The organism is Streptomyces sp. NPDC048565, from assembly GCF_040650935.1.
Classification (GTDB): Bacteria; Actinomycetota; Actinomycetes; order Streptomycetales; family Streptomycetaceae; genus Streptomyces.
Window position 1 is genome coordinate 32,831 of record NZ_JBEZIH010000021.1, and the last position, 13,912, is coordinate 46,742.

The window sequence follows — 13,912 nt, forward strand, 5'->3', positions numbered from 1 at the left end:
TGGTGCCCCTCCACCCGTCTGTTGCTGGAGCAGCGGCCGCCATCGGGGCAGTCCCTACTGCGTACGTAGTAGGGAACTGTCGGCAGCTGTACGACGACGGGGAACACCAGGTCGGACAGGGTGAAAAGGTTCCCCGAGTTCGGATGTGGAGATCCTCCTGTGGCTGCTTTTCTTGATCGTTTGGGCCGGTTGGCCTTTCGCCACCGCTGGCGTTTCCTGGCGGTGTGGGTGGTGGCGCTCGTTGCGGCGGGGATGGCGTCGGCGCTGGCCCCGGCCGCGCCGGATGCTTCCTACTCGATGCCGGGGACGGAGTCGCAGCGGGCGTTCGACCTCATCGAAGAGCGCTTCCCCGCGGGCAGCACGGGGAGCGCCGCCTCGGAGGGGGCGAGCGCGAAGCTCGTGTTCGTCGCGCCGGAGGGTCAGAAGGTCACCGACCGGGCGAACCGGCCGGCCGTCACCGAGGTCGTGGGCAAGGTCGGCGGGCTCGACCAGGTGGTCCGGGCCGCTGATCCGTACGGGACGGACGCGGTGAGCAGGGACGGCTCCACGGCGTATGCGTCGGTCACCTTCGAGGTGAAGGCGAAGGACGTCGACGACGCGGTAAAGCAGGACCTGGAGCAGGCCGTCGACGAGGGACGGGACGCGGGACTGACGGTCGAGGTCGGCGGTTCGGTCCTGGCCACCCAGCCCTCCGGGGGCGCGACCGAACTGGTCGGCGTCGTGGTGGCGGCCATGGTCCTGCTGATCACGTTCAGCTCGCTGGCCGCTGCCGGCCTGCCGCTGCTGACCGCGCTGATCGGTGTCGGGATCGGCGCCGCGACCATCATGGCGCTCAGCAGTGCACTGGGCTTGTCCAGCGCGACCAGCACGTTGGCGATGATGCTGGGCCTCGCGGTCGGCATCGACTACGCGATGTTCATCGTCTCCCGCTACCGGGAGGAACGCGCGCGGGGCCTCGCGCCTCAGGACGCGGCCGGGGTCGCCGTGGGCACAGCCGGTTCGTCGGTGGTGTTCGCGGGTCTGACCGTCGTGATCGGCCTGGCGGGGCTGTCGGTGGTCGGCATCCCGACGCTGACCCAGATGGGCCTGGCCGCGGCCGGAACCGTCGCGCTGTCCGTACTGGTCGCGGTGACTCTGGTCCCGGCCCTGCTCGGGATCTTCCCCCGCGCCTCTCTGGCGCGTTCGCAGCGCCGTCCCGCCCGCGGTGGTGCCCGGTCCGGGGCCGTGGAAGGGAAGGCGAACCTGGGCAGCCGGTGGGCCCGACTGGTGGTCCGTCGCCCGCTGCTGGTGCTGCTGGCCGGGGTGGCGGCCCTCGGCGTGATCGCCCTGCCCGCCGCACAGCTGCACCTGGGCACGGCGGGTGACGGCTCCAAGCCGACCTCGGCCACCGAACGCCGCGCCTACGACGCCTTGGCCGACGGCTTCGGCCCGGGATTCAACGGACCGCTGACCATCGTCGTAGACGCCAAGTCGGCACAGGACCCCAAGAGCGCGGTCGAAGCGAGCGCCCGGGTGATCAGCGCCGTCGGCGGTGTCGTATCCATCTCGGACGCCCGCTACAACACTGCGGGCGACACCGCGATCTTCTCCGTCGCCCCGGCCACCGACCCCCAGGACGAGCGGACCAGCGAGCTGATCCACACCCTGCGCGACGGCCGCCCCACGATCGAGAAGACCACCGGCGCCACGTTCATGGTCAGCGGCAGCACGGCGGGCAACATCGACAGCGACCAGAAGGTCCAAGGCGCCCTCGTCCCCTACCTCGGGCTCGTGGTGGGCCTGGCCTTCCTCCTGCTCCTGATCGTGTTCCGCTCCGTGCTCGTACCGCTCAAGGCGGCCCTCGGGTTCCTGCTGTCGGTCCTCGCCGCCCTCGGCGCGGTCGTCGCCGTCTTCCAGTGGGGATGGCTCGCCGGCCTGCTGGGCGTACACCAGACCGGCCCGATCATGAACACCATGCCGATCGTCATGGTCGGCATCGTCTTCGGCCTCGCCATGGACTACCAGGTCTTCCTCGTCACCCGTATCCGGGAAGCCCACCTCAAGGGTGAACGCCCCGGTCAGGCGATCGTCTCAGGCTTCAACCACAGCGCCCGAGTGGTCGCAGCCGCAGCCGTCATCATGATCTCGGTGTTCTCCGGATTCATCGGCGTCAGCGAACCCATGATCAAGATGATCGGATTCGGCCTCGCGACCGCCGTCCTGTTCGACGCACTCGTCGTCCGGATGACGATCGTGCCCGCCGTCCTCGCGCTGCTGGGCGAGCGGGCCTGGACGATGCCCCGCTGGCTGGAACGCATCGCCCCCCGCGTCGACGTCGAAGGCCAGGCCCTGACCCGGGACACGAACCCTGCGGCCGCAACGCCCGGCGAAGCGGAGCGGCCGAGTCTCCCCGTCCACTAGTGGCAGCCTGGAGGGGTGGACCGCCCGAATCCGGGCGGTCCACCCCTCCTTCACCGGCCCGGTGTCCGTACTACCCCTTACATGGCAGAAGGCGCGATGATGACGACCTGGCAGCGCTACCTGCGCCGTCACCCTCGTGGGGTCGACACGACGGTGGCCCTGGTGCTGTTCGTCGTGGCTTTTCCCGGGAGCTACGCCGGTGTCGACCACCTCGCGGCACCACTGCACCGGTGGATCGGCGTCCTCCTGGCCGGCATTTCCTGTGCCGCACTGCTCTGGCACCGCACCCGACCGGCACTCGTCACCGGCATCGCCATCCTCTGCGCGACCGGCACGGCCCTGGCCGGCTATGTGATGACTGTCCTGTTGCTCGCCCCGCTGATGGCTGCGCTCCACTCACTGGCCGAACGCACCGACCGCGCAACAACCAGAAACCTCACCCTCGCAGCTGTCGCCCTCGTCGTCGGCGCCTCCGTGATCGGTGGGCCCACCGGCGAATCCCTGGCGCTCAAGGTGATCGGGCCCGCCGCGTATCTGCTCCTGCCGGCCGCCCTCGGGGCCAACGCCCGCTTCCGCACCGCCTACCTGGAATCGGTACGCGCCCGCGCCGAATACGCCGAACGGAACCGCGAGGAGGAGGCCCGGCACCGAGTCGCCGAGGAACGCATGCGTATCGCCCGCGAACTCCACGACGTCTCCGCCCACCACCTCGCCCTCGCCAACGCCCAGGCAACCACCGCAGCGCTCCTTATCCGCAGCCACCCCGAGCAGGCCGAGAAGATGGTCACCGCCCTCGGCGAGACCACCACCGCGGCCCTGCGCGAGATGAAAGCCACCGTCGGACTCCTGCGCCAAAGCGACACACCTGACGCGCCCCTCCAGCCGGCCCCGGATCTCGCCCAACTCCCTGCCCTCCTCGACGCGCACTCCGCCGGCGGGCTCACCGTCACCCTCACCGCCTACGGAGAGCCCAGGCCACTCGCTCCCGGGGTGGAGCTCACCGCGTACCGCATCGTGCAGGAAGCCCTCACCAACGTCGCCAAGCACGCCCGCACCAGTACCGCGGAAGTCACTCTCACCTACGCCCACGACCGGCTCACGATCAGCGTCAGCGACCACGGGACGGGCCCCGACAGCGCCCCTGGCGCCGGGTACGGCCTCATCGGAATACGGGAACGCGCGCTGTCCGTCGGCGGACAGCTGCACGCCGGCCGTCGGCCTGCCGGCGGTTTCGAAGTCACCGTCGAACTGCCCCTGTACTCCCATCCCCCTGCCGAGGACACCCCGTGACCATTCGCGTTCTACTCGCCGACGACCAGGCCCTCCTGCGCGAAACCTTCCGGATCCTCATCGACTCCCGACCCGACATGGAAGTCGTCGGCGAAGCCGCAGACGGCGACGAAGCCGTCCAGCTCACCCGCACCCATCACCCCGACATCGTCGTCATGGACATCCGCATGCCCGGGACCGACGGGCTCACCGCCACCGCCACCATCTGCGCCGACCCCGACCTCTCTGCCACACGCATCCTCATCCTCACCACGTTCGATACCGAAGAGCACGTCGCCCAAGCTCTTCACGCCGGAGCAAGCGGGTTCCTGGGCAAGGACGTCGGTGCCGAAGGGCTCCTCCACGGCATCCGCACCATCGTCGCCGGCGAAGCACTCCTCTCGCCCCAGGCGACCCGCAACCTCATCTCCCGTTTCCTCGCCACTCCCCGGTCGAGCACCTACCCGGCAGCCGAGGAGAGCCTCGCCCACCTCACCGCCCGCGAACGCGAAGTCATGGCGCTGGCCGCCGAAGGCCGCACCAACACCGAGATCGCCGCACAGCTCCACCTCAGCCCTCTGACCGTCCGCACCCACATCCACCGCGCCATGACCAAACTCCACGCCCGTGACCGCGCCCAACTCGTCGTCATCGCCTACCGGAGCGGCCTCGTCAAGCCCAACCCACCACGCTGAGCAAATGCAGATCTACGCAAAAGCATCCGGCTCCTTCGCGTGAGTACACCGCTTCGTCCCCGTTGCGCCCGGTGCCTCTCGGGGTCTCGGCCCTACTCCATCCCCGCGTTCATATCCACCCAGTCGCAGACCAGCCCCGGCCCAGCCCTTCACCTCGGTACGCCAGGGTCAGAAGCGGCCAAATCCAGATGCCTCCATAACCACCGTAGGCAACAAAACACCTGATCAGAGCACTGAGACACCCGTAACCGTCATTGATTCCCAAGCTCAGAGCGCGAGTTCGATTCTCGTCACCCGCTCCATGAAAAAGCCCCAGGCCAGCGGCCGGGGGCTTCTTTGCTTGCCTAGATCAGTTCAGGGCTCTCGCACCAGATCCACCCCGGAAGGCCCCTGATCAGCCTCATTGCGGGCGAACCGCAGGAGGTGTCATCCAACCCACTCGCGGCCACCTGCTGCCGCTCAAGGTCCGAGTGCTGATAGATCAGCGCGGCCTTTTCCGACGACTGACCGGCCCGGACCATCGCGTCCTTGAGGGCGACCAGGGTGTGCCCGGCGTAACGGAGACCGTAGAAGCGGAAGCCGTCCGGCATACCAACGATGCCAGGACCATCGCACCCCCGAGCGTGGCATTCGGACCGCATCTCCAGGGCGAGCCCGGTCCGCACACCGGCCGCCCCGGCACCCGCTACTGACGTCGACCGAGGTGAGGACCCAGCGAGTTGGCATGCCACAGAACAGTCCCACCGCATACAAGTCGGCCTCGGCCTCCTCGCAGCCCTCGAGGCGAGACCACCGACCGATGAAGCAGACTTTCATTTGCGCAACTTTCATTAAAGCAAGTAACATGACCACAGAGAATGAACGATCGGCGAGGTGGAACCCATGAACGGATTCGTTGGGCGCCGTACAGAGCTCGACCTTCTGGATGACCTACTGGTCCCCGTACGAACCGGCGGCCGTAGCGGGCGGCCCGGTCGCGCCGTGCTGATCCGAGGGCGGCGGCGCGTCGGCAAATCCCGGCTCGTAGAAGAGTTCCTGGAACGCACAGAGCTTCCCCATGTCTTCTTCACCGCAGTCGGCGGCTCGAAGGCCGAGGACCTGGCAGGCTTCGCCGCCGAGCTCGCCGCCTCTCCGCTCCCAGACGCCGGCCGGGTCGCGGACTTCGCCACCCCGCAGACCTGGGACGCGGCTTTCGGCCTGCTCGCCAGCGTCCTGCCTCAAGACACACCCAGCGTGGTCGTGCTCGACGAGATGCCCTACCTCGTACGCGATGACCCCACTTTCGAGGGCGCGCTACAGAAAGCATTCGACCGGACGTTGGCCAAGCTCCCCGTACTACTCGTCCTCATCGGCTCGGACATTGCGATGATGGAGCAGCTGAATACCTACGGTCGCCCCTTCTACCAGCGCGGCACCGAGATGGTCGTACCCCCGCTCAATCCGGCCGAGGTCGCCGTCATGCTCGACCTCCCGCCGGCTGAAGCGTTCGACGCCTTTCTCGTTTCCGGCGGCCTCCCGCTCATCCTTGAAGAATGGCCTCCGGGCGCCACCCTCTGGGACTACCTGGAGCAGGCACTCGTCCGTCCGACATCCGCCCTCCTCGTCAGCGGCGAGCGCACTCTGGCCGCCGAGTTCCCCACCGAGGCACAGGCCCGCACCGTGCTGAGCGCCATCGGACACGGGGAACGCACCTTCACCCTCATCGGCCGGGCAGCCGGCGACCTCAATCCAGGCTCCGTGAAACGTTCCCTGGAGCTCCTCACCAGCCGACGCATGGTGGCGGCCGACCTTCCGCTGTCCACCAGGCCGAGCCGCGAGAGCCGCTATCGCATCGCCGACCCATATCTTCGCTTCTGGCTCTCTTTCATCGGCTCCGGCATCCCGATGGTCGAGCGCGGGCGTGGAGACCGTGTACTCGAGTCGATCCGCACCAGTTGGACGTCCTGGCGGGGCCGCGCCGTCGAACCTGTGATCCGCGAGGCCCTATGGCGTCTGACCGACGACCGGCTACCCGAGGCCACCAACGTGATCGGCGGCTACTGGACCCGTACCAACGACCCCGAAATCGACCTCATCGGCGCCGACCGCTCCCCCATCGCCAAAAAGATCACCCTCGTCGGATCCATCAAGTGGCTGGAGAACAAGCCCTTCGACAACCGCGACCTCGCCCGCCTCGTCACCCACCGCTCACAACTGCCCGGCACCGACGACTCCACCCCTTTGCTCGCCGTCGCCCGCAGCGGAAGCAGCGCCAGCGGCATCCTCAGCCTCACCCCCGACGACCTCATCACCGCTTGGGCGTGACACTCGCAGGGCCGCTCCCCTGCAGTAACCGCATTCGTGCCCCATCCGTGCCCTTCAGAGCGGTAACCACCGGTCAATCACGGTACTGCGAAGCCAGGGCTATCGCAGCCTCTAGCGACATCAGTGCAGGTCAGAGCACATTCGACCACCGCAGGAGCCGTTGATTCCCAAGCTCAGAGCGCGAGTTCGATTCTCGTCACCCGCTCTTTGAAAGGGCCCCCAGCCATTTGGCTGGGGGCCCTTCGCGTTGCCCGCCCCATAGAGTCCGGGCAGCGAGGTCATCCCACACCGCAGCATGTCTCTTTTCAGGTTTGATAGGGCTCTCCTTTGAGTCAAGGGCCGTATGAAAGTGCCAGTCAGCTGCTGGCTGACCTATTCACGTCCGAGCCAGCGGAGAGGCGAAGAATCTTGTCCCAAATAGCCATAGCAGCCACAGCGGCGGCCGTAGCCAGGGCGACGCCGACGGCTGATGAGGCCAGGGCGAATACGATGCCGGCAAGACAGAGGGTGAACGCAGATCCTCGCAACACCTGCTGTCGCCACGCTCTGCGCTCCCGGTGGCTATGCAACAGCTCGTCGCCGGATGGGTCACCGGGCGCGAGATCTTGCAGCTGACCGCTGGCGAGGACTTTCAGGATTCTCTCGACTCCGAGCAGAGCACGCTTCGCACCGTCGATGCGATCAAGTTCAACCCCGTCCCGAAGCTCGCGCACGAGGGCGGCGGCTGCTGAAAATCGAGCCACGACCTGGGGCATGGGGTTGCGGCCGTCGGGAAGTGCACGTTGCAGGGCGTATCTCTCCAGCGCAATGGCGAAGTCCTCCAACGCTTGGACTGCCGCGACATGCGGGGAGTTGAAGGGCGATGCCGTCAGAGGCACCTTCCCCTTCACTTCCAGAGGCTTGAGAAGTGCCTCATAGGCCCTACGCACGGTGGCTGTCACAGCCTCGGTTGTCCACCGTGGCATGCCTTGGTTCGAGACAAGCGAAGCAATCATTCCAGTGATCAGAATGGGCGTCACGAGGGCCCCGACAGCGAGGACGTCCCGCCAGGCGTGCCAGGCTTTGCTTTCAATGGTTGCTGCAAAGACCAGCCCCGCTGAGAAAGATGTCACGACAGGGCCGATCACTTTTATGCAGAGCGCCCTCCTCGACACCTGGTAGAGGACGTCTTCGCGCTCCAAATAGTCCAGCGTTGGATAGTCGGGACGTGTCGCCAGGGAGCTGCCGCGGATCTGACGCACCAAGTGAGCGCGACGACGACGTGCACGCACCCGCGCACGAGCCCAGCAGAGCCGCTCCAAGAATGTCCTTTTACCTCGGCGCTGCGACGTTGCCGTCATGGTCAGGGCCCATATTGAGGTTGTCCAAGCAACGAAGACGAGCGCCACAAGGTCGGTTTTCGACACACTTTCCCCTCCAAAAAGTTGTAAGACTCAGCCCCCACCGCGCGCAGCAAACAGTCGGCAGAACTCGATAGAGAGCATTTCAGAGGTGCCGGATCCGGTCGGCCGGCATCGACGCCTCCTCCACAGCCAGTCCGGTGGACAGACACTCTCGATCCCCGCGGGCGATCTGGGGGTGGGCATCACGTTGGCGCCGGGGGCCGAGTTCCACCGCCGATCTCCGAGACAGGCACTGCGGGCAGCGGCGTCATCGGCCCCGCCGGCGGGGCAACGGGCCGGTGTCCTGCTCGCAGGAGTGATGTCTGCGGTCCGAGCGGCTCATCCTCGGCTCTTCCTGGATAATCGATGCATGGCATCACAGCCTCGTCTCTCCGACCTCCGTCGTGCCAAGTTCGTCCGGCGCCTGCCCGCAGCGCTCTCCGAGCTTGCCGGTCCCAAGCACGGCCCGGTACACCTGCCGCTCCACCTTGCATGGTCGGGGCTGACCACCTTCGACCTCGACCAGCCCCGGCTGCGGATGAGCTACTACCGCATCATCTTGGCCGAGGGCCAGCACGACGACCTGGTCCAGTACCTCGACCGGGACCTTCTCGTCGGCCTGTGGCCCACACTGCGCACACTGGTCAGCCGGGATGTCCGTGAGGTCTGGGAGAGCGCCTTCGACGAGCTGGCTGACAGCGCCCGGGCCGCTGCGTGAACCTCACCGGCCTGCACCGCCGCTTGCTTGCAGACGTGCTCGCCGTGGGCGGCGCGTACCCCCTCGCGCTCACCGGCGGCTACGCGATCCAGGCACATGGCCTGGTGGACCGGCTCAGCCAGGACCTCGATGTCGCGACCGAGAACCCAGATCGTATGGAGGACATCGCTACCGTCGTGCGTATCGGGCTGGAGCAGCGCGGGTGGAGCGTAGTGGCTCTGGAGGCAGACCCGCTGTCCGCGCGCTTGATCGTGACCGACCCTGCCAGCCACGAAGAGTGCGAGGTCGACATCCTCAAGGAAGCACTCTGGCGGCCACCCGTACCCACCGAGCACGGCTTGGTGTTGTCCCTCGAAGATGTCGTGGGCACGAAGGTCCGCGCCCTGGCCGACCGCGGACTCGCCAGGGACCTGATCGACGTGCAGGCCGCCACGGGCCGTTGGAACCCCGTCGAACTCGAAGAACTCGGCCGGCGCCATGCTCGGGACTCCTTCGATCTCAGCGAGCTCCAAGCTCGGCTGAGCGGAGCCGACTGGATCGACGACACGGAATTCGCCGCCTACGGACTCGACGAGGAGGCGATCGCCGGGCTGCGTCAGTGGGCACAGACCTGGGCCGACGACATCGGGGAACGACTTCACGAGGTCGAGTCCCCGCACGAGGATTGACGGCCCGACGATGCCGACTGCGTGACAGGTTGCGGTGCGCGAGAGGGACTGATCGCCCCGCGGCCCTCGTGCCCCATCCGTGCCCTTCGGAGCGGACAGCAGCGGTCAAGTACGGCTCTCAGAGACCTCGCCAACCTCACCAGGACCGGTCAAACATGGGAGGTCAGGGTGACTGCACCAGTCCAAATACCGGTGATTCCCAAGCTCAGAGCGCGAGTTCGATTCTCGTCACCCGCTCTTCGATGAAGGCCCTGGTCAGTGGGCCCTTTCAATGCGGGGAATCCATACGGGCAGCGTACGTATCCGGGGTCGGGAGCCCTTCTGCCGAAAGTCGTAGTGCTCCTCGCAGGCTCCGTCCTTCGGCAGATCCGCCCTGACGTCTCAGCGGACGACGATCGCTCAAGACGATCGGTACGCGAACCGCGAACCTCAGGAGCACCCATGAACTTCCAGATCCACATTCCCACCGCCGCGATCCTCGGGCCCGCGCTCGCCGTCTTCGCCCTCGTGGCCTTGGTACGCCACCGGCGAGGCCTCTCCGGCTGGCAGGGCGGCTCGCTGGTGCTGCGCGTCGCCACCGCGCTCTACGCCGCAGCGGTCATCTCACTCACCTTCTTCCCTCTGTGGATCTACGGCGAGGAATATCGGAACCAGGCCGAATGGATCGGGCAGATCCAGCCGATCCCGTTGCTCCTGGCCGACATCACCATGGCCCCCAACGTGATCATGTTCATGCCGCTCGGCTTCATCCTGCCGCTGCTCCTCCCCCGGCTCAACCGGAGCCGCACCGTCCTGGCCTGCGCGCTCATCAGCCTGAGCATCGAGGCCGCCCAACTGCTCCAGTACATCGTCTTCGCCAACGGTCGCGCCGTCGATGTCAACGACCTGATCGCCAACACCGTCGGTGGTCTCCTCGGCTACACGGTCCTGCGCGCCGCACAGCGCGGGACCGCCACCCGCAGGATGCTGGACAAGGTGTCTCCGCCGTCCGCAACCGTTTAACCGCCACACAGGCAGCAGGCAAGTCCCGCAAAGGCTCCCCCCTGCCCGAGCACGCCATTGACACCGCAGCCGAAGGAACTGCCACGACCGTGCCCCATCCGTGCCCAGCTGAGCGGACAACAGCGGTCACGTACGGCTCCCGGGGACCGTAGCCAACCATTGCTTCCAACGGAAAACACAGGTCAGAGCGCCTTCGGTAGCCCGCCCCAGAACCGCTGTTTCCCATGCTCAGAGCGCGAGTTCGATTCTCGTCACCCGCTCGGGCGCCGCCGTGCGGACCCGGATGGTCATCTCGTCCAGGTCCACGTCCTTGCGGCGAAGCTCTGCCTGTTCCTCCGGGCGCATCGGACGGTATGCGCCGAGGTAGACCATCAGCCGCCAGCGGGGCCCGAGAGCATCCGCGAGCGCGTCGACCTGGGCGACGGTGGCTATCTGACGTTCAGCGGACCGCTCCTTCCCGGCGCCCCGGATGCGGCAGGGGTTGCGACGGAGCAGCTCGTCATCGACCACGGTTTCCAAGATGGCCTTGAGCAGCCTGTACGACTTGGCCACGGTCGTGGATGCCCCGGTGGACATCAGCCGCTCGGTTCGCCAGGTACGGACACGGGGCGAGGTGATCTCGTCGAGGTCCAGGCCCTCCCCTCCCGCGCCCAGATCGGCCAGGAGTGCGGCGTGGGCGAGAACGTGGTGCGCCGGGCACAGGAGTTGCTGATCTCCCTGGGAGTGCTGGAGGGCCGGGCCGGATCGGGCACCTACGTCCCCGAGACCCGGCAACGGGTACGGGTCGTCCGGTCAGCAGCGCGCGAGCAGCCTGGCGGAGCTCCGTTCCGCCAGGACATGAAGGCGCTGGGTAGGCAGGGCGACTGGGAGAGCCGGACCGACGCGAAGGTACCGGCCCCGGCGGAGATTGCGGCGCGGCTCGGGATGCCGAGGGCGAGTTGTGCGTACGAACGACGTACGGGTTCCTGGCGGACGGCAGGCCGGTGCAGCCGTCAACGAGTTGGGAGCCATACGACCTCGCCGTCGGCACGCTTGTCGTTCTCCCTGAGGGAGGGCCGCACGCCGGAGCGGGTGTCGTGAACCGTATGGCCGTGATCGGAGTGACCGTCAGCCATGCGGTGGAGCAGCCGGAGCCGCGGCAGGCGACCGCCGAGGAAGCATCGCTACTCGGCATCCAGAAAGCCGCACTCGTCACGCACATCCGCCGGACGTACTACAGCGACCAGGGCCGACCCGTGGAGACGGCGGACATCGTGGTGCCCGCAGCGCACTGCGAGATCGTCTACGAGATCCCGATCAGCCGTTGGCGGACGGACACCCGACAACCTGATGTCGCAGTGGCAGGTTGGCGTTGGCCCCCACCACCACCGTCCGTTTTTCGATCGCCTACAAATTAGATGAATACGGCCGCAAAGGCGGCTGTTAGGGCAGCCACGAGTGTGACCACCGCCGCGAACGCCGCGGCTGCCTGCCTGACGGCGGTGGGGTAGCTTGCTCCGTCCAGGCGGGCAAGTTTGCCCGCACCGGCAGCAGCGAGCAGCGCGAAGACGACCGCGAGTGCGGCAGTGAGTAGAACGACGGCGACGGACATGCCAGCCTCCCTGTAGGCGATGGACCGTTGACGCCATCGAAGGTCGCGGAAGCAACGTACGCCGGGGTGCGCAGCGGACGAAGACGCACACCGGCGAACACTCAAGGTGTGGGGGCACAGGTGCACGACAAGCAGCGCAAGCCGGACGTGGCTCTCGCCGAGTTACGCCGGCGCCTGAGTGACTGGCTGGCCACATCTGGGCTGGACAAGACACAGCTAGCCCGCCGTACGGGCATGGGGCGAACGACCGTGTCGGAGGCGTTTCAGCCTGATGGGCCGGTGCCCTCGACCAGGACACTGGCCGCACTTGCCATGGCTCTGGGTCGGCCGGCGGAGGAGCTACTGAAACTTCGGCGGACTGCCGTAATTGAGGAGGCTGAACAGACCGACGAGAAGGATCCAGGACCTGGTCGCCCTATTGACCAGTGGGGGCCTCATGACCTGGAGGTTCATCCTGCTGGTACGGCTGCGTGCGGGGCCGACTTGCCCAGACAGCAGCAACTGCCGAGCTACGTACCGCGGGAGCATGACCGAACTCTGGTCGAGGCGGTGCGGCAGGCTCAAGCCGACCGGAGCTGCATGGTGGTCCTGTCCGGATCCTCATCAACCGGCAAGACCCGGGCTTGCTGGGAAGCCATCAGGCCGCTGTCCCGTGCCGGGTGGAAGCTGTGGCATCCCTTCGATCCCACGCGCGCGGAGGCTGCGCTCAAGGAACTCCCGTTCGTCTGGCCACGGACCGTGATTTGGCTCAACGAGGCCCAGCACTATTTCGGCGATACGCATGTGGGTGAGCAGATCGCTGCCGCGCTGCACACGCTGCTCACCGACGAAGCGCGAGCACCTGTCCTGGTGTTGGGCACCCTTTGGCCCGAGTACGCCCGTGAGTACACCGCCCTGCCCGCAACCGGTCGGCCGGACCCGTACAGCCGGGCACGAGAACTCCTGGCCGGACGCACCGTAAGCGTTCCGGAGAGTTTCGATGCAGAGTCGCTTGCCACCGCCACTCGACTGGCACAGGGCGGCGACCAGTTGCTGGCGGACGCTCTGACACGAGCCGATGTCCATGGGCGCGTAACTCAGGATTTGGCAGGTGCCCCCGAGCTGCTGCGTCGCTATGAAAACGGTTCCCCCGCGGCTCAGGCATTGCTACGAGCAGCGATGGATGCCCGCCGGCTCCGTGTCGGCCTGCATCTGCCTCAGGCCTTCCTTTTCGACGCCGCAACCGACTACCTCACCGACACCGATTACGACAACCTGACTGATGGTTGGGTGCAAGCCGCCTTCGCCGAACTGGCCGAGCAAGTCCATGGCAAGCAGGCCCCTTTGCGTCGCGCCACCGTCCGCCCGTCAGACACGCCGCACTCAGTGGTACCAGCCCGCTCTCATCCGGGCCCGGTGTTCCGGCTGGCCGACTACCTTGAGCAGCACGGGCGTGAGACCCGGCGTCTGGCGTGCCCACCCGCCTCTTTCTGGCAGGCGGCACACGCTCACCTCACGAACCCAGATGACCTGGCCAACCTCGCCCATGCAGCCCATGCCCGATACCGCACGCAGTGGGCGCACCACCTCAAGCGCCGGGCCGTCGACGTCGGCCATCCGAGCGCCCATCACACTCTGGTCACGTGGCTGAAGGAAGCCGGAAGACACCAGGAAGCCGAGTCTCTGATGCGGCAGGTCACCGATGCAGACGACCCGCAGGCTCTTGCCTCCCTGGCTATATGGCTGGCGAATGCCGGAAAACGCCAGGAAGCCGAAGTCCTGCTACGGCAGGCTTTCGACGCAGGCAACCCGTATGTCTTCAGCATCCTGGCCGACTGGCGTAGGGAAGCGGGAGACCATGAAGGGGCCGAAACCTTGGTCCGGCAAGCCGCCGACGCAGGCCA

At 67.0% G+C, this 13,912-nt stretch carries 10 protein-coding genes and 3 pseudogenes; 9 read left to right on the forward strand and 4 right to left on the reverse strand.

Features of this window, described 5'->3' with window-relative positions; translation table 11 throughout:
* Positions 1 to 159: 159 nt before the first annotated feature.
* From AB0C75_RS24055 to AB0C75_RS24065, 3 genes are all read left to right on the forward strand, one after another.
* Positions 160 to 2,400, forward strand: a complete 2,241-nt coding sequence (locus tag AB0C75_RS24055; RefSeq protein ID WP_362893758.1) for an MMPL family transporter — start codon at positions 160 to 162, stop codon at positions 2,398 to 2,400.
* An 81-nt stretch (positions 2,401 to 2,481) separates the two neighbouring features.
* The gene (locus AB0C75_RS24060; RefSeq protein WP_362893759.1) at positions 2,482 to 3,690 is read left to right on the forward strand and encodes a sensor histidine kinase; all 1,209 of its coding nucleotides are present in this window, start codon (positions 2,482 to 2,484) and stop codon (positions 3,688 to 3,690) included.
* The gene (locus AB0C75_RS24065; RefSeq protein WP_362893760.1) at positions 3,687 to 4,364 is read left to right on the forward strand and encodes a response regulator transcription factor; all 678 of its coding nucleotides are present in this window, start codon (positions 3,687 to 3,689) and stop codon (positions 4,362 to 4,364) included. The genes AB0C75_RS24060 and AB0C75_RS24065 overlap by 4 nt, the downstream gene beginning before the upstream one ends.
* Before the next feature lie 354 nt (positions 4,365 to 4,718).
* Here AB0C75_RS24065 and AB0C75_RS24070 read toward each other — a convergent pair.
* Positions 4,719 to 4,963 (reverse strand): annotated as a pseudogene (locus tag AB0C75_RS24070) (site-specific integrase); the annotation flags it as partial.
* Positions 4,964 to 5,246: 283 nt separating this feature from the next.
* On the opposite strand from AB0C75_RS24070, the gene AB0C75_RS24075 reads away from it, so the two are divergent.
* The gene (locus tag AB0C75_RS24075) at positions 5,247 to 6,668 is read left to right on the forward strand and encodes a DUF234 domain-containing protein (RefSeq protein WP_362893761.1); all 1,422 of its coding nucleotides are present in this window, start codon (positions 5,247 to 5,249) and stop codon (positions 6,666 to 6,668) included.
* A gap of 356 nt (positions 6,669 to 7,024) precedes the next feature.
* Here AB0C75_RS24075 and AB0C75_RS24080 read toward each other — a convergent pair whose 3' ends face one another.
* Complete coding sequence (locus AB0C75_RS24080; protein ID WP_362893762.1) at positions 7,025 to 7,849, reverse strand: hypothetical protein; 825 nt, start codon at positions 7,847 to 7,849, stop codon at positions 7,025 to 7,027.
* A 571-nt stretch (positions 7,850 to 8,420) separates the two neighbouring features.
* Here AB0C75_RS24080 and AB0C75_RS24085 point away from each other — a divergent pair.
* From AB0C75_RS24085 to AB0C75_RS24095, 3 genes are all read left to right on the forward strand, one after another.
* Positions 8,421 to 8,768, forward strand: coding sequence for a transcriptional regulator (locus tag AB0C75_RS24085; RefSeq protein WP_362893763.1), 348 nt, complete (start codon positions 8,421 to 8,423; stop codon positions 8,766 to 8,768).
* Complete coding sequence (locus AB0C75_RS24090; protein WP_362893764.1) at positions 8,765 to 9,436, forward strand: nucleotidyl transferase AbiEii/AbiGii toxin family protein; 672 nt, start codon at positions 8,765 to 8,767, stop codon at positions 9,434 to 9,436. The genes AB0C75_RS24085 and AB0C75_RS24090 overlap by 4 nt, the downstream gene beginning before the upstream one ends.
* 441 nt (positions 9,437 to 9,877) lie before the next feature.
* Positions 9,878 to 10,438, forward strand: coding sequence for a VanZ family protein (locus AB0C75_RS24095; RefSeq protein WP_362893765.1), 561 nt, complete (start codon positions 9,878 to 9,880; stop codon positions 10,436 to 10,438).
* A 258-nt stretch (positions 10,439 to 10,696) separates the two neighbouring features.
* On the opposite strand, the pseudogene AB0C75_RS24100 reads toward AB0C75_RS24095, so the two are convergent.
* A pseudogene (locus AB0C75_RS24100) lies at positions 10,697 to 11,071 on the reverse strand (site-specific integrase); the annotation flags it as partial.
* 21 nt (positions 11,072 to 11,092) lie between these two features.
* Between AB0C75_RS24100 and AB0C75_RS24105 the strand changes: the two are divergent.
* A pseudogene (locus tag AB0C75_RS24105) lies at positions 11,093 to 11,742 on the forward strand (GntR family transcriptional regulator); the annotation flags it as partial.
* Between the two features lie 89 nt (positions 11,743 to 11,831).
* Here AB0C75_RS24105 and AB0C75_RS24110 read toward each other — a convergent pair.
* Positions 11,832 to 12,029, reverse strand: a complete 198-nt coding sequence (locus tag AB0C75_RS24110) for a hypothetical protein (RefSeq protein ID WP_362893766.1) — start codon at positions 12,027 to 12,029, stop codon at positions 11,832 to 11,834.
* Between the two features lie 120 nt (positions 12,030 to 12,149).
* Between AB0C75_RS24110 and AB0C75_RS24115 the strand changes: the two genes are divergently transcribed.
* A partial coding sequence (locus AB0C75_RS24115; protein ID WP_362893767.1) for a helix-turn-helix domain-containing protein occupies positions 12,150 to 13,912 on the forward strand: 1,763 nt, incomplete at its 3' end.

Bases quoted from the DNA above. Each gene is read 5' to 3' on its own strand.
- AB0C75_RS24110 (WP_362893766.1), bottom strand. From the start codon at position 12,029: ATGTCCGTCGCCGTCGTTCTACTCACTGCCGCACTCGCGGTCGTCTTC.
- AB0C75_RS24085 (WP_362893763.1), top strand. From the start codon at position 8,421: ATGGCATCACAGCCTCGTCTCTCCGACCTCCGTCGTGCCAAGTTCGTC.
- AB0C75_RS24075 (WP_362893761.1), top strand. From the start codon at position 5,247: ATGAACGGATTCGTTGGGCGCCGTACAGAGCTCGACCTTCTGGATGAC.
- AB0C75_RS24095 (WP_362893765.1), top strand. From the start codon at position 9,878: ATGAACTTCCAGATCCACATTCCCACCGCCGCGATCCTCGGGCCCGCG.
- AB0C75_RS24060 (WP_362893759.1), top strand. From the start codon at position 2,482: ATGGCAGAAGGCGCGATGATGACGACCTGGCAGCGCTACCTGCGCCGT.